We start from the raw sequence: 25,902 nt of genomic DNA on the forward strand, positions 1-25,902 counted from the left end.
GTGGCATGGCTGCGAAGAAGAACTTCACCGTCGAATTCTGGGCCGACTTCTGGAAGGACCCGCTCGCGGCGACGGGCGGCGAGACCGTGCTCGCCGACGACATCGTCGGGCACTGGCCGGGCGAGCCGGAGCCGGTGCGCGGGCTGCGCGACTACTACGCGCGCATCCAGCGGCTGCTCACCGAGATGCCAACGCTCCGCCTGGAACTGCTGTCGCACGCGACCAGCGGTGACGCGGTCTTCCTGCACTACCTCGCCCGCGGCACCGGGGTCGACGGCCCGTTCGAGAGCGAGGGCATGGACCGGCTGACCGTGCGCGACGGCCTGGTGGTGGAGAACCTCATCCGGTACGACGAGTCGGCCTTCACGCGGGCGCTGGGCCGGGCCTGCTAGACAGGCGCATGCGCCGCCGCATCCTCCGCGCCATCCTGCTCGCCGTCCTGGTGACGGGGTTCGCGCTGGGCATCCCCCTGGGCTACAGCGCGCTCCAGGTCGTCGAGGACCTCACGCGCAAGGAGCTGACCACCAGGGCGCGGCAGATCGCCACGGTGCTCGACGACCAGCTGGCCAGGGGCGCCAAGATCGACCTCGCCGAGGTCCAGCTGGTGCCGCCGGGCGGCGAGCTGCTGGTGACGATGCCGGGGGAACCGGACCGGAGGCTCGGCCCGGACCTGGCCGAGGCGGACACGCTCACCGAGCGCCAGCCGATCGTGCGCCAGGGCGAGGTCCTGCTCACCATCCCCGACGCGAACCTGCGCCGCGAACAGCTGGAGATGGCCGGACTGGTGATGCTGCTGGTCGTGCTGTCCATGGGCATCGGGACCGCGGTGGCCACGGTGACCGCGCGCCGCCTCGCCGACCCGCTGCGGCACGTGGCCAACCGCGCGGCCCGGCTGGGCGCGGGCGACTTCCGGCCCGACCGCCGCCGCTACGAGGTGCCCGAGCTGGACCGGCTCGCCGAGGCGCTGGACACCTCAGCCTCCGCGCTCGCCGAGCTGATGCAGCGGGAACGGGAACTGATCGGCGACGTCTCGCACCAGCTGCGCAGCCGCCTCACCGCGATGCGGCTGCGGCTGGAGAGCCTGGCCATGCACCCCGAGGAGGCCACCTCCAGCGAGGCCGCGGCGGCGCTGGAGCAGGTCGACCACCTGGTTACCGTGCTGGAGGAGCTGCTCGCGGCGGCGCACAAGGCCCGGTCGGTCGGCGCGGAGCCGGTCGACCTGGCCGTCGAACTGCCCGCGATCGCCGCCGAGTGGCGCGAACCGCTGCGCAAGGACGGCAGGGCGCTGCGCATCCGGGTCACTTCGGGGCTGCTGGCCAGGGCCACTCCGTCCCGGCTGCGCGAGGCGGTCGGTGTGTTGCTGGACAACGCGAGCAGGCACGGCGACGGCACGGTGACGATGTCGGCGCGGCACGGGGACGGCATGGTGACCGTGGAGATCACCGATGGCGGGGCCGGGGTGCCGGACGAACTGGTCGCGCACGTCTTCGAGCGCGGGGTCTCCGGCTCGGGCTCGACCGGTGTCGGCCTGGCTCTGGCGCGTGCTCTGGTGGAGGCGGACGGCGGGCGGCTTGAGCTGTCCTCGACCCGCCGCGCGACCTTCGTGATCTTCCTGCCGGTGCCGCGCGCCGATGACGTCCTCGGCCAGCCCTGGCCCGCGGAGACGCCGCGCTAGTCGCGCGCGGTCCGCCTCGCCATGGCCAAGTGGACGGCGGGCTCAGGAGTGACCGAACTCCTCGTCCTCAGCGTCGCCGTTGCGGCCGATCGAGCCGGGCTGGGTGCGGGGGCGCGCGTTCTCCTCCGGGAAGACGAACTTCCGGAACGCCCACCAGCGGAACACCATGCCGACCAGCACGCCGCCGATCTGGCCGATGAAGAAGTCGCCCAGCTCCTGGTAGGTCACGGTGACGTCGGGGAAGCGCAGGTCCAGCACGTACCGGGAGAAGAACAGCGGGAACGCGTAGATGCCCACGCCGATGCCGCTGACCAGGAAGTACAGCGCGGCCTCGTGCCGCTTCTCCCGGCCGCCGCGCTGGCGGAAGGACCACTCGCGGTTGAGCACGTAGGACACGATCGTCGCGACCAGCACGGCGATCACCTTCGAGGTGACCGGGCGGTCGTGCAGGATCGTCAGCTTCAGGCCGTAGAAGATGGCCGTGTCGATGACGAACGTGGTTCCGCCGACGAAGCCGAACTTGAGCAGCTCGCGGTGCTTGAGCATCAGCTCGCGCACGGGCTTGGGGAACTTGCCGACGACCGTGTGGATCAGGGACACCCGCGCGAGTCTACGTACGCGGAATTCACTCGGATGCCGAATGGGCCCGCGCGGTGTCCTTGAGCAGCTTCTCCGCGTCCTGGACGACCCGGGCGCCCTCGTCCGGGAAGACGTACTTCCGGAACGCCCACCAGCGGAAGACCATGGCGAGCACGGTGCCCAGCAGCATGCCGCTTGCGAAGTCGGCCAGCTCCTGCGTCAGGGCGCTGACGTGCGGTTCCTCCAGCATCAGCCAGTAGCGGGAGGCGTAGAGCGGGGCCGAGTTGATCAGCACGCCGACGCCGCTGATCAGGAAGTAGAGCGCGGCCTCGTGGTGCCGCTCGCGGCCACCGCGGGTGCGGAAGGACCACTCGCGGTTGAGCACGTAGCCGACGATCGTGGCCACGATCACCGCGACCGCGAGGGCGCTGACCGGCTTGGGCTCCAGGATCGTCCACTTCAGCCCGTAGAACACGACCGTGTTCACGATGAAGGTGATCGAGCCGACGACCGCGAACTTCAGCAGTTCCTGGTGCTTCACCACCAGATCGCGGTACGGCTGGGGCAGGCGGACGAGTACGGCATCCAGTGCGGCCACCGGCGCAGTCTACGGAGGGGCGTTCACCCGTCCGGACGCAACCCCTCATCGCACGGGTCCTGGCGCGGCGCGGGCTTGGATGTGACACTTGAGCCAACTATTCAGCAAGGGGTGTCACATGCCTGACTACCGGCTCGATGCCGAGCAGGAGGACTTCCGCAAGACCGTCGCGGATTTCGCCAGCACCGTGGTGGCGCCACAAGCGCACGCCAGCGACGCCGCTGGGACCTTCCCCTACGACGTCGTGCGCCAGATGGGCGAGATGGGCCTGTTCGGCCTGCCCTTCCCGGAGGAGTACGGGGGCATGGGCGGCGACTACTTCGCGCTCTGCCTGGCGCTGGAGGAGCTGGCCCGCGCCGACTCCTCGGTGGCGATCACGCTGGAGGCCGGGGTGTCGCTGGGCGCGATGCCGGTCTACCGCTTCGGCTCCGACGAGCAGAAGCGGCAGTGGCTGCCCGACCTGGTCGCCGGGACCAAGCTCGCCGCGTTCGGGCTGACCGAGCCCGGCAGCGGTTCGGACGCGGCCGCGCTGCGCAGCACCGCGCGGCTGGACGGCGGGGAGTGGGTGATCAACGGCTCGAAGTGCTTCATCACCAACTCCGGCACCGACATCACCTCGATGATCACCGTGGCCGCGCGCACCGGGGAGGACGAGATCTCCTCGATCATCGTGCCCGCGGGCACGCCGGGGCTGACCGTGGCGCCGAAGTACCAGAAGGTCGGCTGGCGCGCGTCGGACACCCGCGAGCTGTCCTTCGACGACCTGCGCGTGCCCGAGGAGAACCTGCTCGGGCAGCGCGGCAGGGGCTTCGCCCAGTTCCTGTCCACTTTGGACGAAGGGCGGGTGGCGATCGCCGCGCTCAGCGTCGGCCTGGCCCAGGGCTGCCTCGACGAGTGCGTCCGCTACGCCGCCGAGCGCACCGCCTTCGGCCACAACATCGGCCACTACCAGGCGATCCAGTTCAAGATCGCCGACATGGAGATGCGCACCCACGTCGCCCGCCTGGCCTGGTACGACGCGGCAGCGCGGCTCGTCGCGGGGCAGCCGTTCAAGAAGCAGGCGGCCATCGCCAAGCTCTACGCCTCGACCATCGCCGTGGACAACGCCCGCGACGCCACGCAGATCTTCGGCGGCTACGGGTTCATGGACGAGTACCCGGTCGCCCGGCACTGGCGCGACGCCAAGATCCTGGAGATCGGCGAGGGCACCAGCGAGGTGCAGCGCATGGTCATCGCCCGCGAACTGGGCGTCCGCTGACGCGCGGGGGGAGTCGTCCGGCGACTCCCCCTACGTCGTCAGACCTCGATCTTCCCGTCCCAGCCGGGGTTCCGCCGTCTTCAAGTACCCCCGACCCCCTCCCCAGCGGTCGCAAACGACAGCTAACCCCCTTGAACTCCAAGGGGGTTAGCTGCGGTTAGCGGTGGTTGTGGGCGGGGTCGGGGGTACTTGAAGACGCCCCGACCTCTAGCCGCCTGAGGTGGTGGTGGGTTTCGGAGTGGTGGTCGTGGGGCGCGGCGGGGTGGTTGAGGAGGGTGGGGGAGTGGTGGGTCTCGGCGGCTCGGGAGTCGGGTCGCCGGGGACGCGGAGGCCGCCGGGGACCGGGGGCACGCTGTTGATGTTCGGGCTCAGCCCGGGGATGCCGACCTTGTGCTCGGGCAGGTCCACCGGCACCGCGAGCGACTTGGACGCCGAGCCGAGGCTGGCGCGCAGCTGCACCGTGCCCTTGTCCGCGCCGAGCGAGAGCAGCCACAGCTGCACCGTGTACTGGCTCCCCGGGTTGACCACCTTCTCGCAGTGCAGCGTGGTGCCCTGGCCGGTGCACGGGGCGGGCCAGCCGATGCCGACGAAGCCCTTCGGGATGCCGATCTCGACGTGCATCTCCCCGCGCTGCGAGCCGCGGTTCGTGGCGACGATGTCCAGCCGCGCGGGCCACCGGCCGATGTAGCGCACCCGGGCCGAGAGGTCGATCGCGTCCACGGGCTTCACCTCGACCGGCACGGTCGGGATGTTGACGTTCGGCAGCGCGCCCGCGTTGATGGTCCCGGTGATCTGGCCCGGCTTCGCGTCCGGCGCCGCGTAGAGCTTGAACCGGAACGTCGCGGTGTCACCGGGCGCGATGCCGCCGGAGCTGGTGCACGTGGCGCTGGCGCACTCGATGATCGAGCGCGAGCTCATCGGCGCGAAGCGCGGTGCGGGCTTGCCGACGGTCACGCCGGGCGGCAGGTTCAGCTTCACCGTGACCGGGTCGGAGGTCTTCTCCCCGTTGTTGGCCACGGTGATGCCCATCTCCTGCGGCGGACCGCCGGGCACCAGCGGCCCCTGCGGCGCGGACACCGAGGGCACCAGCCGCGCGGGCTGCGGCTCCGGAGGCGGAGGCGGAGGCGGCGCGGGCGGAGGCGTCGGTGCCGGGGGCGGCGGCGGAGGTGGTGCGGGCGGAGGCGGCTGCACCGGCGGGGGTGCCGGGGGCGGCGGCTCCGGCTTGGGAGGAGGCGGCGCCACCGGCTTCACGGGTTGCTGCGCGACGATTTTCGGCGGTTCCTGGCCCTGGTCCGCGGTCATCCCGACCGCGATGGCCGCGCCGAGCGCGACCGCGGAGACCGCGCTGCCCACGACCTGCCTGGGCAACGCGCTCGCCGCTCCGCCCACACCGCCACCGGCGCCGCTCCCGGCGCCCGCGGCGGCGCCCGCCATGGCCAGCCCGGCCGCGGCGGCCTTGGCCGAGCCCGCGCCAGCGGCCGCGAGGTACGCGGTGACCGCGCCTCCGAGCACGAGCGGGGCGATGACCAGGCGCAACGCGCCGTTGACCTCGCCGAGCTCGGCGGCGAGGACGCGGCAGCGGTCGCAGCTGTCGAGGTGCGTCTCGACCTGCGCGGTCTCCCTGCGGGACAGGCCGTCGCGGGTCCAGGCGCCGAGCCGGTCGATCGTGGCCCGGCAGTGCTCCTCGGTCCCGGCGCCGACGTGCACCTGGAGGTACGCCTGGCGCAGGCCCTCGCGGGCGCGGTAGGCGAGCGCCGAGACGCCGTTCGGGGTCAGTCCCAGGATGGGGGCGACCTCGGCGGGGGACTGTCCCTCGATCTCGGTATGCCAGAGCACCGCCTGCCACCGCTCCGGCAGCCTGGCGAATGCCTTAGCCGCCAGCGAGCGGTCCAGCCCGGCGACCGCGGTGTCGGTGAACGGCACCACCGCGGCGGCCGCGTCGGCGACCCCGGAGATGTCGTCGGAGAACTCGACCTTCCGGTCCCGGCGGGTCTTGTCGTAGGCGGTGTGCCGGAGGGCGGTGAGCAAGTAAGCGCGAAACGCCGCGTCGGGCCCGCGGCCCGCCCGAAGCGTGTCGAGGACCTTGGCGAAAGCCTCGGAGACCAGGTCATCCGCTTCCGCGTTTGAGCGCGCGAGCTGGCGCGCGAGGTTGTAAGCAGCCGCCACATGCCGTTCGTAGAGCTGCCCGTACGCCTCGGTCGACCCGCTGCGGACATCGATGATCAGCTCGGCGTCACCGCGGCCCGGTGTGTCCCCCTGCACGCTCGCCACACTTGCCCTCTCGTTGGGGCGACCGGTCTGATGGCTCCGGTCGTCCGTTGTGCTTGCTCAGTGTGACGGAGTGACACCGGAAACGTCACGCCGAACGGCGTCACGAGTTCTCCAGAGCTGCGTCGTAGAAGTCGACAGCGATCGAGGTCGGGAAGGGATGCAACGGTGGGTACGCGCGAATTCACGCCACGGGTGGACCGTGAGCGTGATGACGGCGCGATACGCACTCTCCGTACACGGTGGCGCGAGGCGAGCCGGGCCTGCGGCTGGCCGTTCCCGAGCGACTGGGCCCTGGCCGAGGTCGACGAGGTCTGCCGGGCGTTCGTGGTGCACGGCGACACCGCGCCCGCGCTGAACCGGCTCGCCAGGGCCCGCGCGCAGACCGGGGCCGGCCTCGCCGAGAGCTTGCAGGACCTCGCCGCGCTGCACGCCGTGCTCACCACGCCGCCGGGCCAGGACGGCGTCCCCACCGCTGTCGACCCGGACGCCGTGCCCGTGGAGCTGCTCCGCGAATACGCGCTGGCGTGGGCGGACGTGCTCTCCCACCAGGTCGGCGAGCGGGAGGCCGAGGACGGGCTGACCGGCCTCGCCACCACCGCCTACCTGCGGACGCGGCTGCGCGAGGTCTACCGGGAGACGCGGTCGCGGGAGCAGCGTTGCGGGGACGAGTTCTGCCTGGTCCTCGTCGCGCCCGACCTCTCGAAGGCCACGGGCTGGTCGCGGCTGGTGGTGATGGTGCTCATCGCCGAGGTGATCCGCCTGGTCTTCGACTCCGGGGAGACCCTCGCCGCGGTCGGCCCCTCGGTCGCGGCCGTGCTGGTCCGCCGCGACGACCGGTTACGCAAGCGCATCGCCGCGACCGCGTGGCTGGTCAAGCGGCGCCTCTCGGTGGATCCGGACCTGGACGACGCCGGGCCCGTGCGGGTGTGGCAGGAACGCCTCCCCGCCACCCCCGAAGCCGCGGGCGACCTCATCACCCACCTCGCCCGCACCTAACAACACTGGCGTTGTTGGCCGGTCTTCAAGTACCGCGCACCCCCTCCCCAGTAGTCGCTAACCGCAGCTAACCCCCGTGAAACTCAAGGGGGTTAGCTGCGGTTAGCGGTGGTGGTAGGCGGGGTTGGGGGTACTTGAAGACGCCCCAACCACGGTGGTGCTGCACGCGCTGAGGACCTGCGGCTATCCAGTAATGTCATCGCACCGTGGACTCCCGCACCGGCACCCCCGTCGTCGGCATGGTTGGCGGCGGCCAACTGGCCAGAATGACCCACCAGGCCGCCATCGCCCTCGGCCAGTCACTGCACGTGCTCGCCGTCTCACCGGAGGACCCCGCCGCGCTGGTCGCGCCCTCGGTCACGCTCGGCGAGCACACCGATCTGGACGCCCTGCGCGCCTTCGCGAAGTCCTGCGACGTGCTCACCTTCGACCACGAGCACGTGCCGGGTGAGCACCTGCGGGTGCTCGTCGACGAGGGCGTCAAGGTGCACCCCGGGCCGGACGCGCTGCTGCACGCGCAGGACAAGCTGGTGATGCGGACCAGGCTCGCCGAGCTGGGCCTCCCGGTGCCGCCGTTCGCCCCCGTCACCGAGGTCGCCGACGCGCTGCGGTTCGGCGGCGAGCACGGCTGGCCCTGCGTGCTGAAGGCCGTCCGCGGCGGCTACGACGGCAAGGGCGTGTGGATGCTGAACACGCCGAGCAGCGCCGAACGAGTGATTCCCGAGCTGCTCGCCGCCGGGACTTCTCTCATGGTCGAACAGTGCGTCCCGATGCGCCGCGAACTGGCCGCGCTCGTCGCCCGCTCGCCGTTCGGCCAGGGCGGGGCGTGGCCGGTGGTGGAGACCGTGCAGCGCGAAGGCATCTGCGTCGAGGTGTTGGCGCCCGCACCCGATCTGTCCGAGGAGTTGGCGCACGCGGCGCAGGAGCTGGCGCTGCGCGTCGCGAACGAGCTCGGGGTCGTCGGCGTGCTCGCGGTCGAGCTGTTCGAGACCGCGGACGGCGTCGTGGTCAACGAGCTGGCGATGCGCCCGCACAACTCCGGCCACTGGACCATCGAGGGCGCGCGGACCTCGCAGTTCGAGCAGCACGTGCGCGCCGTGCTGGACTACCCGCTCGGCGTGACCGACACCGTCGCGCCCGCCGTGGTGATGGCGAACGTCCTTGGGGCGCCTGAACTTCCGGGCATGACCGTGGACGAGCGGCTGCACCACCTGTACGCCCGCTTCCCCGACGCGCACGTGCACCTCTACGGCAAGGCCGAGCGCCCGGGGCGCAAGGTCGGGCACGTGACTGTGCTCGGCACCGATCTCGCGGAGGTCCGGCGCCGGGCCGGGCTCGCCGCGCACTGGCTCTCCCACGCCGAATGGCCGGACGGTTACGACATCCACGGTGCAGACATCCACGGAGGCAGATAGATGGCAGGCACCCCGCTCGTCGGCGTGATCATGGGCAGCGACTCGGACTGGCCGGTGATGCAGGCCGCGGCCGACGCGCTGACCGAGTTCGACGTGCCGCACGAGGTGAGCGTGGTCTCCGCCCACCGCACGCCGCAGCGGATGCTCGACTACGCGGCGACCGCGGCCGACCGGGGCATTCGAGTGATCATCGCGGGCGCGGGCGGGGCGGCGCACCTGCCGGGCATGGTCGCCTCCGCGACGGTGCTGCCGGTGATCGGCGTCCCCGTGCCGCTGAAGTACCTGGACGGCATGGACTCGCTGCTGTCGATCGTGCAGATGCCCGCGGGCGTCCCGGTCGCCACGGTCTCGGTCGGCGGCGCGCGCAACGCGGGTCTGCTCGCGGTGCGCACCCTCGCGGCCGGAACGGACGAGCTCGCGGCCGGGCTGCGCGGCCGGATGGCCCAGTTCCAGGCGGACCTGGAGCGGCTCGTCCTGGACAAGGACAAGGCGTTGCGCGAGCGGATCGGCCACTGAGAGCAATTCGCATCCGAGAAGCTGAAGTGAGAGTGATTCACATCTCTCGTGAACTTACTTTCGCTTCATGGGTGCAAAAATCTCCGCAGGTAAAGCAGGGTGGCGCCGCGCCGCCGCCCTGCTCTTCGCCGGAACCCTGAGCCTGGGGGCGGTTCCGGCACAGGCAGCCGTGTCCCATGGGGTGGCTGCTCCTGGCGCGTACACGGTGTTCAACAACCCGACCGCGAGCACACCCGACTACCGCATCGAGAACGACCTCGTCAGCCTCGTCGACGGCGCACCGGCGGGCTCGGAGATCCACGGCGAGATGTTCACCTGGACCAGGACCCCGGTCGCAACTGCGCTGAAGAACGCGCAGGCGCGCGGGGTGAAGGTGTACCTGGCGATCGACCGCGAGGGCTCCGGCGGCGCCAACCTGAAGCCGGACAACGAGGCCGTCAAGATCCTCAAGGCCGCCGGGCTGACCCGGCTGGTGTTCTGCGGGAACGCCACCTACTCCTCGTGCATCAGCAACCGGGCGGGTGCGATCAACCACAACAAGGTGTTCATGTTCTCCGCGACGAAGGGCATGACCAACGCGGTGTGGGTGGCCTCGCAGAACCTGACGAGCACCCAGAACACCCAGTTCAACAACGCGGTCGTGGTGCACGGCGACAAACCGCTCTACGACTTCTTCGACCAGCACCTCGACTCGATGCTGAACCAGAAGCGCACATCGGACTACAACAAGTACTTCAACTCCGAGACCGCCCAGGTCCGGGCCTACCTGTCACCACGAGCGGATTCATCGGGCGGGACCTCCGCGGAGCACGCCACCGACACGGTCGCCCAGGTGCTGAAATACGTGAAGTTCGAGTCCGGCTGCACCGTCGACGTCGCGCACGCGCAGTTCACCGGACCGCGCAAGCCGGTGATCGACGAACTGATCCGCATCGGAAAACTCGGCTGCAAGGTGCGCGTGCTGATCGGGGAGAACCTGAGCCAGTACGTGCGCGACGCGCTCAAGGGCCAGACGAACATCACCGTCCGCCAGCTGACGAACCTGCACTCGAAATACATCGTGGTGAAGTCGCACTACAACACCACGGCTAAGCGGCAGCTGGTGTTCACGGGCTCGCACAACCTGACCGGTCCGGCGTTGCGCACGCACGACGAGACCCTCATCCGCGTGGAGCGCCCAGAGGTGTCGAAGGGTTACTCCGACAACTTCTCCGCGATCTGGGCCAAGGGCACCGCCTAACGCCGGTTCAGGTTGACCGGCACCGCGGCGGGGCCGTAGGTGACGAAGTTCGGTTGGTACGGAACGTCTTCTGGTGCGACTGCCAGATCCAGGTTCGGGAACCGGCGGAACAACTCCGACAACGCGATCCGCCCTTCGAGCCGCGCCAGTGGCGCACCGGCGCAGAAATGCGGGCCGTAGCCGAAGGAGAGGTGCGGGCGGGGCTGCCTGGTGATGTCGAACCGGCCCGCCGTGGGGCCGTACTGGTTCGGGTCGGTTCCCGCGCCGCCGAAGCACATCAGCAGTGCCTCGCCCGCCGGGATCTCGACGCCGCAGACCTTGGTGTCCTTGAGCGAGTAGCGGAACGGGTTCGCCTGCACCGGGGAGCTCACCCGCAGGCTCTCCTCGACCACCCTCGGCCACAGCCCGTCCCGCACCGCCAGGTCCAGCTGGTCCCGGTGGGCGCAGAGGCTGATGACCGAGTTGGCGAGCGCATGCGCGGTCGTCTCGTGCCCGGCCAGCAGCGTCAGCCAGAGCATGTCGACGAGTTCGGTCTGGGACAGCCGGTCCTCGCCCATCCGGGCGTGGACGAGGGCGCTGGCGAGGTCGTCGCCCGGCTCCTTCCGCTTGCGGTCGACCAGCTTGTCGATCGACGCGAGCAGACCGAGGTGGGCGCTGCGCACCTGCGCCGGAGTGCTGGTGTACGCGAGCATCGTCGCGGCGCGGCGGCGCAGGAGCGGGCGATCGTCCTCGGGGACGCCGTAGAGCTCGCAGATCACCCGCATCGGCACCTGCTCGGTGAGCGCGGGCACCAGGTCGACCTCGTCACCGCCCTCGGCGATGGAGTCCAGCAGCTCGTTGACGATGCCCCGGACCCGCGGCTCCAGCGCGGCGATCATGCGCGGGGAGAACGCGTTGCCGAAGTAGTCCCGCAGCCTGCGGTGGTCGGCGCCGTCGACGTTGTTGATGTGGCTGCCGTGGATGAGCGCCCGCATCGGCCAGTCCTCGGCGATCGTCCCGTCGTGCAGCGCGGGCCAGTGCTTCTTGTCCTTGCCGAAGATCTTGTTCTCGTTGCCAAGGACCTCCTTGACCGCGTCGTGGGTCAGCACGGCCCAGACCACCACGTTGCCCGGCAGCTCCACCGGCACCACGGGGGCGATCCCGCGCAGCCGCGCCAAGGCGTCCGGCACGGTCTCGTCGGCGGTGGGGAAGGGGACCGGGTGGGGCATCACGGGTGGCCTCCGGTTGCAGCGATCGGGTTCCGGGCTCCGAAGCCGTGGAGCCGACAGGTGAGGAGCCTCCTGCCAGGTGCGTTCCGCTGCCCAGGCTTTGCCTGAATCCCCGCCGCAACCCGTAACTACGGGGGAACAAAACCGCAACTCCGCACCCGGCTGGGTGCAGACTGGGCGCATGCGGTTCCACGACTGGATCGTCGACCACACCGAGGACTGGGCGGAGCTGAGCAACAGCATCGCTCCGATGGACCACCGCTTCCGTGCGCACGGCGACTGGTACGCGGGCCTCACCGCGCAGGAATCCGACGTCTACAACCTGTTGCACTGGGACCAGGGCAACGAACGGATGGCCTACCGCACGCCCGCCCACGTCCGCCGCGTCCCCGACGAGGACCACTACTGGGTCGTCGTCCCGCAGCAGGGCGTGTATTCCATGTGGCACGACGACAATCTGACGCGCGTGCTGCCCGGCCTCGCCTACGTCCACGGGCTCGACGAGCCGCTCCACATGCACGTGCCGGTATCGCAGGCATATGCGCTCCGGGTGCCCAAGAGCGAGATCCACCTCCGGATCAAGCCGCCGGGGCGCGTGCGGTTGCTGCTCGACGTGCGCACCGGCCTCGGCCGGATCACCCAGGACATCATCCGCGGCCTGCACTCGGAGCGGGGGCGCGTCACCGAGCAGGAGTTCAACGCCGTCTGCGACCGGATCTGCGAGCTGCTGTGCATGATGGCCAACGGCGACACGCCCGCCCAGCCCAGCCACCTCGCCGAGACCGCCGAGGCCGTCCGCCGCTACGTCCGGGAGAACGTCGGCGACGGTGACGTGCGGCTGCCCGCCGTGGCGCAGGCCCTCGGCTGGTCCCCGCGCCAGGTGCGGTCCATCCTCCAGCAGTCCGGGACCACGTTCCGCGAGCTGCGCCAGGAGGAGGCGTTCCGCGCCGCCCGGGACATGCTCGCCGACCCCGCCGCCAGGGCGATGGCGATCAGCGACATCGCGCTGCGCACCGGCCTCACCCCGACGTGGTTCTCCACCGCCTTCAAGGCGCGCTACGGCGAGGCCCCGCGGGACTTCCGCCACCGCCGCCTCGGCGGCTCACCCCACGACGACTAAGCAGCCGCATCCCGCAAGCGCCCCCCAGCGATCGTGGCGCCCCTCGAACCATCACCAGCGCAGCCGAAATCACCCGTTTCGTACTCTTGTCGGGATTTGGGAGCGCTCTTTTTCCCGTTATGAGTACGAAACGGGAGATCTCTAGGTTGCGTCCGCCTCGCGTTGGGTGCGGGGGCGGATGTGAGGCATGGGCACAGTTTACGTGGTGTGCGGGTGCCCCGGTCAGTCGAGCATCTGCGTGCGCAGGTTCGGGGCGACCGCGGCGATGCGTTCGTAGTCGACGTCCTTGTACATCAGAACCACGTCGTGGCGAAGCGCGACGGATGCGATGAGGCAGTCGATGGCGGAGCGCACCGTGTGCCCGCTCCGGCGAACCGCGCGGAACAGGTCGGCCGCCTGGTGGAAGTCGATGGCCGGGTCGACATCGAGCTGCACCAAGGAATTCATCACCTGCTCGATCCTGGAGAGCGCGGCGGGAGCGGCGCCGAACCGGAGCTCCATCAAGACCGGCTGGGTCGTCGCTAGGACCTCGGGTTGCCGCACCAGCCGTTCGACGGTGGCGGTGGCCGGTGATTCACGGCCGCGAAACCAGTCGATCCAGACGGAGCTGTCGATCAGGCAGAGTGCCACTTGTGTTCCGGGTTGTCGTCGCGGATCTCGTCGAGGTCGCCGTCCCAGCCGATGCCGCGGAGCGAGAGCAGGTCCTCCGTGGTGACCTTCGTGCCGACGAGGCGGCGCAGCGCGAGGTCCACCGCTTCCCGCTTGGTGGTCAACCCGTAGCGCCGCATCGCCTCCGCTACGAGCTCGTCATCGATGTCGATGTTTGTGCGCGCCATACACCAACGATACACCTCACGGGTGGTAGGTGTTGAAGGCCACGAGCAGCTCCTCCTGGCGGCGCAGGGCTTCGGGGGCCTGGTCGGCGCGCCGGCCCGCGACGCCCGCGGCCATCGCCTGGGCGAGGCCCACGAGGGCGGTCACCGAGCGGAGCAGGCCCGCGCCCGCGGTGTCGGCGAAGAAGACGGAGTCGGCCAGGTCGGCCAAGGGGGACGCCGCGGTGTCGGTGAGGGCGATCGTGGTGGCACCGGCGGACTTGGCCTGGCGCACGGCGCGCACGGTGTCGGCGGCGTAGCGGTGCAGCGACACGGCGACGAGGACGTCGGTGGATTCCAAGCGCCGCAACCGATCGGTGAGCGTGCCGGGGCCGGGGATCACCAGGGAGACGTCGTCGAGGACCAGGTCAAGCAGGTAGGCCAGCAGGTAGGCCACGGAGTGCGACTTGCGCAGCCCCATCACGTGCACCCGGCGCGCTCCGGCCAGGGCCCCGACGGCCCGGCGCCACGCGTCCGGGTCGACCCTGGCCAGGGTGCGGGTGAGGTTCTGCTTGTCCAGCTCGACGGCCTTGCTGAGCAGTTCGTCCGGCGCGTCCGCCAGCGATCCGAGCCTGCGGACCAGCTGCGCCTGACCGGAGAGGTGCTCACGGCAGAGCTTCACCAGCGCGGGGTAGCCGGACAGGCCGCACCGCTGGGCGAAGCGGACCACGGTCGCCTCGTTCACCCCGACGTCGCGGGCCAGTTCGCTGACCGTCTTGAAGGCGATGCCCTCGGGATCGGTCAGCACGCGTTCGGCCAGCGTCCGCTGCGAGGGGGTGAACCCCTCTGACTCGCTCCGCAGCAGTTCGCTCAGCTCGGCGAACGACGTCGGCGCGTCGCTCACCGGGCTCGCCGCCTCAAGCAGAAGATCACCCAGTGCTCCCTCCGGTGAGGTCGTCGACGGCTTCGGCGAGGCGGTTCAGCGCGTCGGCGATCCAGGGCAGCGCCACCGGATCCGCGCTGTGCAGGGCTTCCCACCGCTGCACGTCGTTGGTCCCGTAGAGCAGGCTCGTCGCCATCCGGAAGCGCAGTACCCTCGGATCATCGCCGAACGCCTCACCGCAGAGCACACCGACCCGGTACTTCGTCAGCAGCACCTCGGCCAGGTCCATCCCGGACCGCAGCTGGAACCGCTCCCTCGCGGGCTCCAGATCCGGGTAGAGGTAGAAGCCGCCGCCCGGCGCCCGGCACGCGGCCCCCGCGGCGACGATCAGCCGGTACGCCTCGGTGACGACCTTGCGGTGCAGCTCACGGCCCATCCGGACGTACTCGCGCACCTCCGTCGGCTCGTCCAGCAGGTACCCGGCGGCCGTCTGCACCGGCATCGCCGGGTTCGACCACACCTCGCTGGCCACGCCGACCAGCCGCTCCCGCAGCTGCGCGCCCTCCCTGGTGGCCGGAATCCGGCAGAAGCCCAGCCGCCAGCCGCCGAGCGCGGTGGCCTTGCTCAGCCCGGTGGTGACGATCGTGCGCTCCGGGAACACCGTGGCCGGGCTCAGCAGCGCGTCCGGGTCGTGCGCCAGGTCGCGGTAGATCTCGTCGGAGATCACCACCAGCCCGTAGCGCTCGGCGACCGCGCACACCTGGCGCACCAGCTCGGCGTTCGGGGTGGTTCCGGTCGGGTTGTCCGGCGAGGTGACCACGAGGACGCCGGGCCGCTGCCCCTTCCACCGCGCCTCCAGCAGCGCGTTCTCCAGCGCCTCCGGATCGGGCACGCCGCCGGTGTGCTCCGGCACGTCGACCCAGATGACGTCCTTGCCCGCCAGCGCGGCCTGCGCGGCGTAGCTGACCCAGCTCGGCCGCGGCAGCACGATGTCCCCCGGCAGCACGGTGAGCAGCGCGTACAGCAGCGGCTTGCTGCCGGGCCCGGCGACGATCTGGTCCGGCTCCGTCGGCACACCGCGGCGGCTGAGGTAACCCGCGGCCGCAGCGCGCACGGCCTCGGTGCCCGCGGTGGGGCCGTAGGAGTTCTCGGTGGCGGCGGCGGAGAGCGCGGCGGCGACCTCGGGCAGCACCGGCAGTCCCGCCTCGCCGAACGCGAGGTGCACCACCGACTCGCCGGTGGCCTGGATGGCGCGGATGCGTTCGTTCGCGGCGAGTGTCGCCGACTGCGGCAGGCCGGTGCGGGCCGGCGCGCTCTGGTAGCTGAGCATGGGGATGAGGCTACAAGTCGCGGTGCAGGAAACAAGGGCTTTGCAAATCTGTTTGCACCGATGGTTGTACAGCTTGCCCCTACGGGGGGACTGGCGGGGGCGGCTAGCATCCTGGGCAGGAACGGCTACTCGGAGGTAACAAGCGTGGACCCGAGCTTCGGCACCTACCAACTGGCCGAGGAGCACGACGCCCTCCGCGATGCGGTGCGCGCGTTGGCAGAGAAGGAGATCGCCCCGCACGCCGCCGAGGTCGACGAGCAGGAGCGGTTCCCCAGCGAGGCGCGCGACGCGCTGGTCAAGGCCGGTTTCGCCGCCGTGCACGTGCCGGACGCCTACGGCGGTGAGGGCGCGGACTCGATCGCGACCTGCATCGTCATCGAGGAGGTCGCCCGCGTCTGCGGCTCCTCCTCGCTGATCCCGGCGGTCAACAAGCTCGGCACCATGCCGATCCTGCTCTCCGGCTCCGAGGAGCTGAAGCAGAAGGTGATGCCGTCCATCGCCAGCGGCGAGTCGATGGCCTCCTACGCGCTGTCCGAGCGCGAGGCGGGCTCGGACACCGCGTCGATGCGCACCCGCGCGCGGCTCGACGGCGACAACTGGGTGCTCAACGGCACCAAGTGCTGGATCACCAACGCGGGCATCTCCGACTGGTACACCGTCATGGCGGTCACCGACCCGGACGCCGAGAAGAAGTCCAACGGCATCTCCGCGTTCGTGGTGCACAAGGACGACCCGGGCTTCGAGGTCGGCCCGAAGGAGAAGAAGCTCGGCATCAAGGGTTCACCGACCCGGGAGATCTACTTCTCCGACTGCGCGATCCCGGCGGACCGCATCATCGGCGAGCCCGGCACCGGCCTGAAGACCGCGCTGCGCACGCTGGACCACACCCGCCCGACGATCGGCGCGCAGGCCGTCGGCATCGCGCAGGGCGCCCTCGACGCGGCGATCGCCTACGTCAAGGACCGCAAGCAGTTCGGCAAGACCATCTCGACGTTCCAGGGCGTGCAGTTCATGCTCGCCGACATGGCGATGAAGATCGAGGCCGCCCGGCACATGGTCTACGTCGCCGCGGCCAAGGCGGAGCGCGGCGAGCCCAACCTGGGCTTCATCACCGCCGCCGCCAAGTGCTACGCCTCCGACGTGGCCATGGAGGTCACCACCGACGCCGTCCAGCTCTTCGGCGGCGCGGGCTACACGCGCGACTTCCCGGTGGAGCGGATGATGCGCGACGCCAAGATCACCCAGATCTACGAGGGCACCAACCAGATCCAGCGCGTCGTGATGTCCCGCGCGCTGCTCAGGGGCTAGATCAACGATCTCATGACCGGCCTGGAGGCTCCTGATTTCCATGATCAGGCGCCTCCAGGCCGTCTTGCCGAGAAGCCCCTGTGTAGAGCCGTCCGGCCTCACCGGTCGCGAGCAGCCGCACAGTGACAGCCCGCCCCAAGCGGGCAGACGCCCGAAGGACGGCGTCAGTCCTTTGCGTACTGTCCTAAGTGGACGTCATCGGAGTGGGGTGGGCGCCGGGGTGCTTCACCGCCACCCATCCGACGCCGTGGTTTAGCCCGGTCCTCTCTTCTCGGGCACGATCAATCCCTGTGGTGGCACCGTCAACCCGTGGTGGGCCTTGGCTTGGGCGTAGCGCTCTGCCTGATCGGCGAACTGTGCAGCCGCCTGCCGCAGCTCCCGCGCGAACATCACCAATTCCACTGGCGACTGGGGTGCATCCCCCACCCCGAATGTCACCGCCGTCCGGGCATCGGTGACCGACAGCAGCGGACGCCCTTCCGAGAGCAGCATCAGCGTGGCCTTGCTGAACTCGTCAGCGACCAGCGAGACATGCACCGCCATCAGCCGACACCGTCCAACCGGGCCATGCGGCACCACACCACGCCCATCACCCGGTACAGCCGATCGAAGTCGGCCCGGTTCATCACCAACCGCACCCGCTGCACCGCACCGCCGAACACCACGACCACCGTGTCGTCGTCTGACGGGTCCAGCCGGACCGTGATGTCCCCAAAGGCCGACAGCATCAGATCAAGACCCGCCTCATCTCGCCCCGCCCGCACGGCTACGCCGCCTTGCCCTGCTCCGGCGACTTCGACTCAGCGCCCCTGCCCGCCGACGCCTTGCCCGCCCCACTACCGGCAGCCTTGAACCCGGTCGCCCAGAACAACCAGCCCTGGTACTTCAACTCGCCACTACCCGAGACACGCGGCTCAACGGCCAAGCCGCCCAGCTCGACCGGCCGCATCCCCGGCAACACCTCACCCCTCACCGGACCCGGCTGCACGTCCGCCAGAAACGTGACCTGGAACGACGCCCGCTCGGCCTTCGTCTCGTCCTGGTCGGTCACCGCGTCCACCTTCTGGCGCGCGGGCTTGCTCCGGTTCTCCTGATACTCGTCATCCGGCGCCAACTCCCCCACCAACACCAAGCCCTGGGGGAACGCCACATCAAACGGCACCTCCAACCGGTGCCCCTTCGGGATCGCCATCTCTGCACCTCTGCTCTCTTGGGCCCACGCCTGAACCTTTGGGCAGCTCCGCAATAGAGCTAGCTCTATACGACATCAAGATAGCTCTGGGGTCAATAGAACTACGTCTATATTCCAGATCTAGGCGTGGTGGGGCAGTAGCGCTAGCGTTAATGAAACGAAAGGAGGGCCAAGTGGGCACCGGGTACCGAGAGCTGGCGGGGATCCTCAGGGAAGCGATCCGCCGTGGTGACTACGCCCCAGACACCACCTTGCCCAAGCAAGACGAGCTGGCCGCACAGCACGGCGTCAACGTCGGCACCGTCCGCAAGGCCATCGGGGTACTCGAAGCCGAGGGGCTGGTCACGCCGATCCGCCGACGAGGCACCGTGGTTCGCGCCCGTCCACCGATGAAGCGGTTGGGCACTGACCGCTACGCGAAGAGCAAGTGGAAGTACGGCGGTGTAGTGGCCTTCGCAGCCGACCGGGAGGCATCCGGCCGGGAGTGGACGGCCGGAGACCAGACCAACGTCATCACCAAGGTCGAGGCTGACGCCGAGGTCGCCCAGGCCCTGGGCGTCATGGTCGGGTCCCCGGTCTATGAGCGTGCTCGTCTGGTGAAGGACTCCGGCAAGCCCACTCACATGCTCACGAGTTACTACCGGCCCGCCGATGTCGAGGGCACTCCCCTTGTGGATGAGGTAGCGGGTCCCGCCGGGCGTGGTGGCGGCTTCCTGGTGTTGACCCTCCAGGGGCTTGAGCCCGACCGGATCACCGAGACGTTCTACTCGCGGATGCCGACACCGGCCGAAGTCGAGCAGTTGGAGCTACCGGCGGGCGAGCCGGTTATGGTCTTGCAGCGCCAGACCTTCACCGAGGATGGACGGGTGGTCGAGTTTGCTCGTGGCGTCCACGCCGCCAGCCGTTTTTCCTGGTCGTACACCTTCAAGATTCCCGAGTGACCCCCAGGAGAGAGCGTTGAGCGCAGGCCGGAAGTCCACGTTGCCCGCCTCTCTCCGTCACGATGTTCAGGTTCTGTGGGACTTCCACGACATGCACCACGAGATCCAGCCGACCGACGTCGGTATCGGTCTCGGCAGCCACGACCTGGGTGTGGCCACCTTCACCGCCGAGCTGTACGAGCGCGGAACATTCCCGCTCATCGTCTTCACCGGCGCCAACGCACCCACCACCATCGACCGGTTCCCACGCGGCGAGGCCGTCCACTACTGCGAGCACGCCCTTGAACTGGGCGTTCCGAGTGAGGCGATCCTGGTGGAGCCCGAGGCGACCAACACCGGGGCCAATATCGAGCTGACCCGAAAACTGTTGGCGGACAAGGGAATCAACGTCCAGTCCGTCATCTTGATCTCACGGCCGTACCAGCAACGCCGCGCGTACGCGACATGCCGGAAGCTGTGGCCCGAGGTTGAGGTCCGGTGCGCTTCCCGTCCGCTCCCACTCGACGAGTATGTGGCCAACATCGGAGACGCCGACCGTGTGATCAACATGCTGGTCGGTGACACCCAGCGGGTGACCGAGTACGCGAGACGTGGCTTCGCCATCCACCAGGACGTGCCCGCTCATGTCGAGGCCGCCTATCAACGGCTCGTTGACGCCGGATTTACCAGCCGACTCATCTGACAATCGGCCCGCATCAGTCATCGGCGTCTCGCACGTCTCGCTTGCTCTGCTGAATTTGGCTCTATGTCCCGCGCGCTGCTGCGGTAGTCCGCGCGGGGAACGGCGGAACGGCCCGGGGGTAGAGCCTCCGGGCCGTTCGAGTGAGCGGGGTTCCGCTTGTCCGTGAGCGGCGTCTGCCTCACGGTATTCGCGGGTTTGATTGAGCGCTTGATCATCTTTACTTCCTCTTTAGTTCAAATTTGTACCGTTCACCGAGAGGAACAACGGGAGGAACCACTGTGGACAAGCTCGTGCACGCCCTTCGTGACGTGGTGCTGCTGATCGCCAGGATCGGCATCGGCATCGTGTTCATCGCGCACGGAGTCTCCAAGTTCAGCGGCATCGACGGCACGGCCGCGGGCTTCGGCAAGATGGGCGTCCCGATGCCGACGCTGTCCGCCTACTTCGCCGCCACGGTGGAGACCCTGGGCGGGGCCGCGTTGATCGCCGGTGTGCTGATGCCGGTCGCCGGTGTGCTGCTCGCCGTGGTGATGGTCGGCGCGGGTGTCTTCGTCCACTTCAAGAACGGCTTCTTCGCCCAGACCGGCGGCTACGAGTTCGTGATGACGCTCGCCCTCGCCGCGCTGGCGCTGGGCTTCGGCGGCGGTGGCAAGTACTCGGTCGACGCCGCGCTCGCCGCGCGCAAGGAACAACCGGCCTCGGTCTGAGGCGTCCGGTGCCGGGCGGGGACTCTCGCCCGGCACCGAGCCGACGAGCAGCGCCCCTTCGCCTGGGGTCTAGTGCGAGGTCAGGTCGACGGTGATGCGCTCGGTGCGGCGTCGGTCGGCGAGCTTGGCCGGATCGGGGTTGGTGCACTGCACCAGGGCCGCGCCCGCCGCGACCACCGCGACCAGTCCGTCCACAATGGACTCAGGTGAGCGCCAGTCCAGGTCGGACAGCACGCGGTCGCCCTCGCCGATGCCCTGCTCCGCCGCGCGCGAGCGGGCCAGCTCGACCAGCCCGTCCACGCTCAGGTCGTTCAGCGCGGGCTGGTCGCCGGGAACCACGGCGTAGGAACGGAAGAAGTCGCCGTGCACCCGGATCTCGCCGATGTAGTCCACCGTTCCGGGCTCGGGGTTGCGGATGCCCCGGCCGAGCGGGTCGAGCGCCACTGCCGCGACGGTCTCCGCCTCCACCTCGAACCCTTGCGGCACAAAGGCGATCTCGAAGTCACCGGCGCCGGGATCGGTCGTCACCGACGCGCCCGCCCACCACGCGCCGAGCAGCACCCCGACCGTCTGCCAGTGCGCGGGCAGGGCGACCAGCACCCGCGCCCCCGGCTGCATGTCGACCTCGTCGCGCAGCCAGTTCGCCGTCTTCGCCGCCCAGTTCGCCACCGTCGCCCTGGACAGCTCGATGCGCGTGCCGTCCGCGTCGTCGTAGTGACTGACCAGGGGCCGGGCCGAATCGGCCATCAGCGGGGCGAACAGGGCTTCGGTGACGTTCATCAGCTGGTCGTCTCCACTCTCGGTGCGGGGTAACGGCGTCAGTACACGCAGGGAATGCCGTCCGCGGTGATCGGCTCCTCGCTGGTGTTCGGTTGCCGTGCGGCCCCGTCCAGTCTGAGCGGCCCGCGCCCGGCCATCTTCGGCGGGGTGCCGCCGACGAGGCCGCTGACCCAGGCCCGGACCGCGGTGACGTCCACGGCGACGATGCTCTGGTTGCGGTCGTTGCGGGCGTTGATGTTCACCACCGGGATGGTGCGGAACTCGAAATTTCCCGCCGCCAGGCCCTGGAACTGCCTGACCAGCGTCAGCGGCTCCCAGCCCTCGTCGAAGACCAGCGACTTGCGCGCGGCGTCGAAGAGCGCGGACAGCTTGGCGGTGTCGGTCAGCGTGCCGCTGGAGAGCATCTTTTTCACCACGGCCGCCATGAACACCTGCTGCCGGACGACGCGGTCGATGTCGCCGCGGGGCAGGCCGGAGCGCTGCCGCACGAACGCCAGCGCGTCGCCGCCGGAGATGGACTGCCTGCCCCTGCGGAAGTTCGCGCCGGAGTCCTGGTCGCTGGTGGACTGGCGCAGGCAGACCTCCACGCCGCCGAGCGCCTCGGTCAGCAGGTAGAAGCCGTAGAGGTTGATCTCCGCGTAGTGGTCCACCCGCAGGCCGGTCAGTTCCTGCACCGCGCGGCCGAGTGCGAGCCTGCCCGCCTGGTCGGACTCGCGCTCCCGGCGGAGGCGGTCGGTGACGCGCTGCGCGTCCAGCTCGCCGAGCCGCCGGTTCTTGCCGAGCACGTAGGCAGCGTTGATCTTGGCGTCCTCGAAGCCGGGCACCTTCACGTAGGTGTCCCTGGGGATGGAGATCGCCGTGGCCTTGCCGCCGTTGTCGGGGATGCGCAGCACGATGACCGTGTCGGTGTTCAGGCTGGCGTTGGCCTCCGTGCGCAGCTTCCGCAGCACGGCCGCGGGCAGCTCGTTGCCCTGCGCGTCGGTGCGGCTGTCGCTGCCGACCAGCAGGATGTCCGTTGCCCCGTCGCGCGCGGGCGGCGCCCCGGGCTGGCTGCCGAGCTGGTTCACGATGTCGGTGGTGCTGACGTTGTCCTGCAAGCGTTCCAGGGTCGCCCAGCTCACCCCGCTCACCGCGAGCGCCACCGCGGACAGCAGCGCGGCGAGGACGCGGACCGAGTTCACCGCGATCCGCTTCCCCTTGCCGCGTCGGGGTTGCGCCGGTTCCTCCGGCAGTTCGGCGGGGTCGAGCGGCACGAACTTCTCGGCCTGCTCGGACCCCTCGTCGTGGTCCTTCGGGCGCGGCCGGTCCGGCACGTGCTCCTCCTAGCGGAAGTCTCGGCTTGGGATCGCGGCCGCTCCGCCGGGACCGAACGCCCGCGGGAGCCGCTACCTCAAGGTTAGCCAGCTCCACGCAGGTCACGGCACTTCTTAGTCCACTCGTTCGTGCGCTTTAGCTGATGCAGGGGATGCCGTCGGGCGTCATCTCCGGGCTCCCGCCCTGGTTCGGCGCCGCCGGACGGAGGCCGCCGAGCTCCAGGAGCTGGTGCCCCGCCACGTTGTTCTTCTTGCCCGGACCCGAGTAGTCCTTGCCGATGAACAGCCGCACCGTGCCCGGGGGGATCATCCGGTCCTTGTCCTCCTCCAGGACGGCGGTGCCGCCGATGGCCTCGGCGACCTTCTTGCCGAAGTCCTGCTGCCCCTTGGAGTAGCGCACCACGGTCTTCGCCCGCGCGACGGCGTTGTCCACGTTGCCCTTGGCGAAACCCTTGGACACCAAGGCGTCCAGCACGTCGTTGGCCAGCCCGGAGGCACCGGTGGCGTTGCGCACCTCAATGGTGATTGACTTGGTGTCCGCCCCACCGCCGCCCGAGGGGGGCTGGGTCGAGGACGCGGGTGGCTGTTCCTTGGTCTGGTTGGTGACGAACGCCTTGACCTGCTTCGGGTCCACCTTGAGCGCGAGACCGTCGTCGGTCTTGATGTCGCCCTCGATCGGGATGGTCTTGAACTCCACCCCGCCGCTCATCACCGGCTGCATCTGCTGGGCGAACTGCAGCAGGTCCATGTTCTTGTCCACCACCACGGACTTCTTGACCGCGTTGACCAGCCCGGTCAGCTTGCCGGGATCGGTGAGGGTGCCCGCGGAGGTGATCTTCTTGGCCATCGCCTTGAGGAAGGTCTGCTGGCGCACGATCCGGTCCAGGTCGCTGGGCAGGCCGTGCCGCTGCCGGACGAAGGCGAGCGCCTGCGCGCCCTGGATGGTCTGCACGCCCTTGGGGAAGTTCGCCCCGGACATGTTGTCCTTGGTCGCCGCCTTAAGGCAGACCTCGACGCCGCCTATCGCCTTGGTGATCTCGTAGAAGCTCGCCAGGTTCACCTCGGCGTAGTGCTCGATCTTGACCCCGGTCAGCTCGGCGACCGTGTCGACCATGCCCTTGCGGCCCGCGGTGTTGGCCTCCTGCGCGACGACAGCCTTGCTCTTGCCCGCCTTGAGCAGCTTCTTCGTCGCGGCGTTCTTGTTGAACGAGTACGCCGCGTTGATCTTGTGCTTGCCGAAGCCGCCCGCGATGTCCACGTAGGAGTCGCGGGGCAGCGAGATGCCCACCGGCTTCCCGTCCACCGGGATGTGCACCAGGATCATCGAGTCCGTGGTGTCGCCACCGCTGTTGCTGCCGCCCGCGTGCAGCTCGCGCAGCACCTCCGGGGGCAGGTCGTTGCCCTGCGCGTCGGTGCGGCTGTCCAGGCCGACCATCAGGATGTCGAGCGCGCCGTCCAGCGGCTTCGGGCCCTGGGCCTCGGTCACGTCGTCGGTGGTGAAGTCGTTGAGCGTGCCCCAGGCGTAGCCGGTGACGCACAGCACGATCACCGAGACGAGTGCCGCGACCGTCTTGCCCGGGTGGATCCGGCGGTTCGGGGGTGCGGCGGGGACCGGGCGCTTGGTGGTCCGCGCGGACTCGCTGCGCACGCGCGCGGTCTTGCTCCGGGCCGGAGGAGGTCCCTGCGGCACGACGCGGGCATCACGCGCGCGCCCGCCCGCCTGGTCCTGGCGACGCGGCTGTTCGGGCGGCACCCTGCCACCTGGAGGGGGAACGGCTCGTCCGCGTCCGCCACCCGAGCCGGGCGGCTGGGACCGTCCCTGCTGCCCCGGCTGGTTCCTCGGGACCCCGCGCCGGGGGTTGCCCCCTGGCCGCATCGGACGGTCGTCCACGTTCACTCCTCCCCCACCACTTGGTCACACCGGTACGACCTCCCAGGCTAACGGCGTGCCGTCTCCTGGCCGGGCGACTCCCCGGTCATTGGAGGACGTACCGCCCTTCTTCCGGGTTGCTTCGGCGTGTCCCGGCGCTGCTCAGGCCCGTGGCAGACTGCCAGGAGCGGGTACATCCGAGGGGGACTGGAGAGTGGGGACGATGCGCGTACTGGTCACCGGTGGCGCCGGATTCATCGGGTCGAACTACGTGCGCAAGGTGCTGACCGGCGCTTACCCGGCCTTCGCCGAGGCCGAGGTGGTGGTGCTGGACAAGCTCACCTACGCCGGGAACGAGGCCAACCTCGACCCCGTGGCAGGCGACCCCCGCTACCGGTTCGTCAAGGGCGACATCTGCGACGCGGCACTCGTGAGCGAAGTCATGTCCGGCGTGTCGACCGTGGTGCACTTCGCCGCGGAGTCGCACGTGGACCGCTCCATCATGGGCGCGTCGGACTTCGTGCTGACCAACGTGCTCGGGACGCAGACCCTGCTCCAGGCCGCGCTCGACGCGGGCGTGTCGAAGTTCGTGCACGTGTCCACCGACGAGGTCTACGGCTCCATCGAGTCCGGTTCGTGGACCGAGGAGCACATCCTGGAGCCGAACTCGCCGTACTCCGCGTCGAAGGCGTCCTCCGACCTGCTGGCCCGCTCGTACTTCCGCACCCACGGGCTCCAGGTGTGCGTCACGCGCTGCTCGAACAACTACGGGCCGTACCACTTCCCGGAGAAGGTCATCCCGCTGTTCGTCACCAACCTGCTCGACGGGCACAAGGTGCCGCTCTACGGCGACGGCCTCAACGTCCGCGACTGGCTGCACGTCGACGACCACTGCCGGGGCATCCAGCTCGTCGCCGAGGGCGGCAGGGCCGGTGAGATCTACAACATCGGCGGCGGCACCGAACTGACCAACCGCGAGCTGACCGAGAAGCTGATCGCCGCGACCGGCCGGGACTGGTCGATGGTGACGCCCGTCGCGGACCGCCTCGGCCACGACCGCCGCTACTCGGTGGACATCACCAAGATCGCCAACGAGCTGGGCTACGCGCCGCAGGTGCCGTTCGAACAGGGCCTCGCCGACGTGGTCGCCTGGTACCGGGACAACCGCTCCTGGTGGGAGCCCTTGAAGGCGCGCGCTGCCATCTAGG

At 69.8% G+C, this 25,902-nt stretch carries 27 protein-coding genes; 13 read left to right on the plus strand and 14 right to left on the minus strand.

Annotated features, from left to right (window positions below; translation table 11 throughout):
- Positions 1 to 5 precede the first annotated feature (5 nt).
- Complete coding sequence (locus NLX83_RS14435; protein WP_254235344.1) at positions 6 to 392, plus strand: nuclear transport factor 2 family protein; 387 nt, start codon at positions 6 to 8, stop codon at positions 390 to 392.
- 8 nt (positions 393 to 400) lie between these two features.
- Positions 401 to 1,675, plus strand: coding sequence for an ATP-binding protein (locus NLX83_RS14440; protein WP_254235345.1), 1,275 nt, complete (start codon positions 401 to 403; stop codon positions 1,673 to 1,675).
- Positions 1,676 to 1,717: 42 nt separating this feature from the next.
- On the opposite strand, the gene NLX83_RS14445 is transcribed toward NLX83_RS14440, so the two are convergent.
- Together NLX83_RS14445 and NLX83_RS14450 are read right to left on the minus strand one after the other, a co-directional pair.
- Positions 1,718 to 2,275, minus strand: coding sequence for a GtrA family protein (locus tag NLX83_RS14445; protein WP_254235346.1), 558 nt, complete (start codon positions 2,273 to 2,275; stop codon positions 1,718 to 1,720).
- A gap of 25 nt (positions 2,276 to 2,300) precedes the next feature.
- Positions 2,301 to 2,852: a GtrA family protein gene (locus NLX83_RS14450; protein WP_254235347.1), complete on the minus strand. Its 552-nt coding sequence runs from the start codon at positions 2,850 to 2,852 to the stop codon at positions 2,301 to 2,303.
- Positions 2,853 to 2,970: 118 nt separating this feature from the next.
- Here NLX83_RS14450 and NLX83_RS14455 point away from each other — a divergent pair, with 118 nt between their 5' ends.
- Complete coding sequence (locus NLX83_RS14455; protein WP_254235348.1) at positions 2,971 to 4,110, plus strand: acyl-CoA dehydrogenase family protein; 1,140 nt, start codon at positions 2,971 to 2,973, stop codon at positions 4,108 to 4,110.
- Positions 4,111 to 4,317: 207 nt separating this feature from the next.
- Here the strand turns inward: NLX83_RS14455 and NLX83_RS14460 are convergent, their stop codons facing one another.
- A complete protein-coding gene (locus tag NLX83_RS14460; protein WP_254235349.1) occupies positions 4,318 to 6,381 on the minus strand; it encodes a sigma-70 family RNA polymerase sigma factor in 2,064 nt (687 codons plus the stop codon).
- 165 nt (positions 6,382 to 6,546) lie between these two features.
- Here NLX83_RS14460 and NLX83_RS14465 point away from each other — a divergent pair, with 165 nt between their 5' ends.
- The 4 genes from NLX83_RS14465 to NLX83_RS14480 all read left to right on the plus strand — a co-directional run bounded on the left by NLX83_RS14465 (position 6,547) and on the right by NLX83_RS14480 (position 10,548).
- The gene (locus tag NLX83_RS14465; RefSeq protein ID WP_254235350.1) at positions 6,547 to 7,377 is read left to right on the plus strand and encodes a GGDEF domain-containing protein; all 831 of its coding nucleotides are present in this window, start codon (positions 6,547 to 6,549) and stop codon (positions 7,375 to 7,377) included.
- A 206-nt stretch (positions 7,378 to 7,583) separates the two neighbouring features.
- Complete coding sequence (locus tag NLX83_RS14470) at positions 7,584 to 8,792, plus strand: 5-(carboxyamino)imidazole ribonucleotide synthase (RefSeq protein ID WP_254235351.1); 1,209 nt, start codon at positions 7,584 to 7,586, stop codon at positions 8,790 to 8,792.
- Positions 8,793 to 9,308, plus strand: a complete 516-nt coding sequence (gene purE, locus NLX83_RS14475) for a 5-(carboxyamino)imidazole ribonucleotide mutase (RefSeq protein ID WP_254235352.1) — start codon at positions 8,793 to 8,795, stop codon at positions 9,306 to 9,308.
- Positions 9,309 to 9,375: 67 nt separating this feature from the next.
- Positions 9,376 to 10,548 (plus strand): phospholipase D-like domain-containing protein, encoded by a 1,173-nt coding sequence (locus NLX83_RS14480; protein ID WP_254235353.1) that lies wholly within the window; start codon positions 9,376 to 9,378, stop codon positions 10,546 to 10,548.
- On the opposite strand, the gene NLX83_RS14485 is transcribed toward NLX83_RS14480, so the two are convergent.
- On the minus strand, positions 10,545 to 11,756 hold the full coding sequence (locus NLX83_RS14485; protein WP_254235354.1) for a cytochrome P450 family protein: 1,212 nt from the start codon (positions 11,754 to 11,756) through the stop codon (positions 10,545 to 10,547). The two genes, NLX83_RS14480 and NLX83_RS14485, sit on opposite strands and share 4 nt — an antisense overlap.
- 181 nt (positions 11,757 to 11,937) lie before the next feature.
- On the opposite strand from NLX83_RS14485, the gene NLX83_RS14490 reads away from it, so the two are divergent.
- On the plus strand, positions 11,938 to 12,876 hold the full coding sequence (locus tag NLX83_RS14490; protein ID WP_254235355.1) for a helix-turn-helix transcriptional regulator: 939 nt from the start codon (positions 11,938 to 11,940) through the stop codon (positions 12,874 to 12,876).
- A gap of 222 nt (positions 12,877 to 13,098) precedes the next feature.
- Here NLX83_RS14490 and vapC read toward each other — a convergent pair whose 3' ends face one another.
- The 4 genes from vapC to NLX83_RS14510 are packed head-to-tail and all read right to left on the minus strand — an operon-like array spanning position 13,099 to position 15,901.
- Positions 13,099 to 13,506 carry a type II toxin-antitoxin system VapC family toxin gene (vapC, locus tag NLX83_RS14495; RefSeq protein WP_254235356.1) on the minus strand — a complete coding sequence of 136 codons (408 nt, stop codon included), beginning with the start codon at positions 13,504 to 13,506 and terminating at the stop codon, positions 13,099 to 13,101.
- Entirely contained in the window at positions 13,491 to 13,712 is a 222-nt protein-coding gene (locus tag NLX83_RS14500) for a type II toxin-antitoxin system VapB family antitoxin (RefSeq protein ID WP_254235357.1), read from the minus strand. The genes vapC and NLX83_RS14500 overlap by 16 nt, the downstream gene beginning before the upstream one ends.
- Before the next feature lie 16 nt (positions 13,713 to 13,728).
- A complete protein-coding gene (locus tag NLX83_RS14505) occupies positions 13,729 to 14,592 on the minus strand; it encodes a MurR/RpiR family transcriptional regulator (RefSeq protein WP_254235358.1) in 864 nt (287 codons plus the stop codon).
- Positions 14,593 to 14,617: 25 nt separating this feature from the next.
- Positions 14,618 to 15,901, minus strand: a complete 1,284-nt coding sequence (locus NLX83_RS14510) for a pyridoxal phosphate-dependent aminotransferase (protein ID WP_254235359.1) — start codon at positions 15,899 to 15,901, stop codon at positions 14,618 to 14,620.
- Positions 15,902 to 16,045: 144 nt separating this feature from the next.
- On the opposite strand from NLX83_RS14510, the gene NLX83_RS14515 reads away from it, so the two are divergent.
- Positions 16,046 to 17,209: an acyl-CoA dehydrogenase gene (locus NLX83_RS14515; protein WP_254235360.1), complete on the plus strand. Its 1,164-nt coding sequence runs from the start codon at positions 16,046 to 16,048 to the stop codon at positions 17,207 to 17,209.
- Positions 17,210 to 17,461: 252 nt separating this feature from the next.
- Here the strand turns inward: NLX83_RS14515 and NLX83_RS14520 are convergent, their stop codons facing one another.
- Genes NLX83_RS14520 through NLX83_RS14530 form a run of 3 tightly spaced genes read right to left on the minus strand, consistent with a single transcriptional unit; the run spans position 17,462 to position 18,401 of the window.
- A complete protein-coding gene (locus tag NLX83_RS14520) occupies positions 17,462 to 17,752 on the minus strand; it encodes a hypothetical protein (RefSeq protein ID WP_254235361.1) in 291 nt (96 codons plus the stop codon).
- Complete coding sequence (locus NLX83_RS14525; protein ID WP_254235362.1) at positions 17,752 to 17,937, minus strand: hypothetical protein; 186 nt, start codon at positions 17,935 to 17,937, stop codon at positions 17,752 to 17,754. The genes NLX83_RS14520 and NLX83_RS14525 overlap by 1 nt, the downstream gene beginning before the upstream one ends.
- Positions 17,938 to 17,975: 38 nt before the next feature.
- Entirely contained in the window at positions 17,976 to 18,401 is a 426-nt protein-coding gene (locus NLX83_RS14530) for a hypothetical protein (protein WP_254235363.1), read from the minus strand.
- 173 nt (positions 18,402 to 18,574) lie between these two features.
- On the opposite strand from NLX83_RS14530, the gene NLX83_RS14535 reads away from it, so the two are divergent.
- The 3 genes from NLX83_RS14535 (at position 18,575) to NLX83_RS14545 (ending at position 20,731) form a co-directional block, all read left to right on the plus strand.
- A complete protein-coding gene (locus tag NLX83_RS14535) occupies positions 18,575 to 19,342 on the plus strand; it encodes a GntR family transcriptional regulator (protein ID WP_254235364.1) in 768 nt (255 codons plus the stop codon).
- A 91-nt stretch (positions 19,343 to 19,433) separates the two neighbouring features.
- A complete protein-coding gene (locus tag NLX83_RS14540) occupies positions 19,434 to 20,024 on the plus strand; it encodes a YdcF family protein (RefSeq protein WP_254236223.1) in 591 nt (196 codons plus the stop codon).
- Positions 20,025 to 20,302: 278 nt separating this feature from the next.
- Positions 20,303 to 20,731: a DoxX family protein gene (locus NLX83_RS14545; RefSeq protein WP_254235365.1), complete on the plus strand. Its 429-nt coding sequence runs from the start codon at positions 20,303 to 20,305 to the stop codon at positions 20,729 to 20,731.
- A gap of 69 nt (positions 20,732 to 20,800) precedes the next feature.
- Here NLX83_RS14545 and NLX83_RS14550 read toward each other — a convergent pair whose 3' ends face one another.
- The 3 genes from NLX83_RS14550 to NLX83_RS14560 form a co-directional block, all read right to left on the minus strand.
- Positions 20,801 to 21,511 carry a TIGR03089 family protein gene (locus NLX83_RS14550; protein ID WP_254235366.1) on the minus strand — a complete coding sequence of 237 codons (711 nt, stop codon included), beginning with the start codon at positions 21,509 to 21,511 and terminating at the stop codon, positions 20,801 to 20,803.
- Between the two features lie 38 nt (positions 21,512 to 21,549).
- The gene (locus NLX83_RS14555) at positions 21,550 to 22,824 is read right to left on the minus strand and encodes an LCP family protein (protein WP_254235367.1); all 1,275 of its coding nucleotides are present in this window, start codon (positions 22,822 to 22,824) and stop codon (positions 21,550 to 21,552) included.
- A 136-nt stretch (positions 22,825 to 22,960) separates the two neighbouring features.
- A complete protein-coding gene (locus tag NLX83_RS14560; protein WP_254235368.1) occupies positions 22,961 to 24,577 on the minus strand; it encodes an LCP family protein in 1,617 nt (538 codons plus the stop codon).
- A gap of 340 nt (positions 24,578 to 24,917) precedes the next feature.
- Here NLX83_RS14560 and rfbB point away from each other — a divergent pair, with 340 nt between their 5' ends.
- The gene (gene rfbB / locus NLX83_RS14565; RefSeq protein ID WP_254235369.1) at positions 24,918 to 25,901 is read left to right on the plus strand and encodes a dTDP-glucose 4,6-dehydratase; all 984 of its coding nucleotides are present in this window, start codon (positions 24,918 to 24,920) and stop codon (positions 25,899 to 25,901) included.
- Position 25,902: the final 1 nt, after the last annotated feature.

Source organism: Allokutzneria sp. A3M-2-11 16 (assembly GCF_024213555.1).
Lineage (GTDB): Bacteria > Actinomycetota > Actinomycetes > Mycobacteriales > Pseudonocardiaceae > Allokutzneria.

Bases quoted from the DNA above. Each gene is read 5' to 3' on its own strand.
- NLX83_RS14435 (WP_254235344.1), top strand. From the start codon at position 6: ATGGCTGCGAAGAAGAACTTCACCGTCGAATTCTGGGCCGACTTCTGG.
- NLX83_RS14440 (WP_254235345.1), top strand. From the start codon at position 401: ATGCGCCGCCGCATCCTCCGCGCCATCCTGCTCGCCGTCCTGGTGACG.
- NLX83_RS14455 (WP_254235348.1), top strand. From the start codon at position 2,971: ATGCCTGACTACCGGCTCGATGCCGAGCAGGAGGACTTCCGCAAGACC.
- purE (WP_254235352.1), top strand. From the start codon at position 8,793: ATGGCAGGCACCCCGCTCGTCGGCGTGATCATGGGCAGCGACTCGGAC.
- NLX83_RS14480 (WP_254235353.1), top strand. From the start codon at position 9,376: ATGGGTGCAAAAATCTCCGCAGGTAAAGCAGGGTGGCGCCGCGCCGCC.
- NLX83_RS14485 (WP_254235354.1), bottom strand. From the start codon at position 11,756: ATGCCCCACCCGGTCCCCTTCCCCACCGCCGACGAGACCGTGCCGGAC.
- NLX83_RS14490 (WP_254235355.1), top strand. From the start codon at position 11,938: ATGCGGTTCCACGACTGGATCGTCGACCACACCGAGGACTGGGCGGAG.
- NLX83_RS14500 (WP_254235357.1), bottom strand. From the start codon at position 13,712: ATGGCGCGCACAAACATCGACATCGATGACGAGCTCGTAGCGGAGGCG.
- NLX83_RS14510 (WP_254235359.1), bottom strand. From the start codon at position 15,901: ATGCTCAGCTACCAGAGCGCGCCGGCCCGCACCGGCCTGCCGCAGTCG.
- NLX83_RS14520 (WP_254235361.1), bottom strand. From the start codon at position 17,752: ATGGCGGTGCATGTCTCGCTGGTCGCTGACGAGTTCAGCAAGGCCACG.
- NLX83_RS14525 (WP_254235362.1), bottom strand. From the start codon at position 17,937: ATGCTGTCGGCCTTTGGGGACATCACGGTCCGGCTGGACCCGTCAGAC.
- NLX83_RS14530 (WP_254235363.1), bottom strand. From the start codon at position 18,401: ATGGCGATCCCGAAGGGGCACCGGTTGGAGGTGCCGTTTGATGTGGCG.
- NLX83_RS14540 (WP_254236223.1), top strand. From the start codon at position 19,434: ATGCACCACGAGATCCAGCCGACCGACGTCGGTATCGGTCTCGGCAGC.
- NLX83_RS14550 (WP_254235366.1), bottom strand. From the start codon at position 21,511: ATGAACGTCACCGAAGCCCTGTTCGCCCCGCTGATGGCCGATTCGGCC.
- rfbB (WP_254235369.1), top strand. From the start codon at position 24,918: ATGCGCGTACTGGTCACCGGTGGCGCCGGATTCATCGGGTCGAACTAC.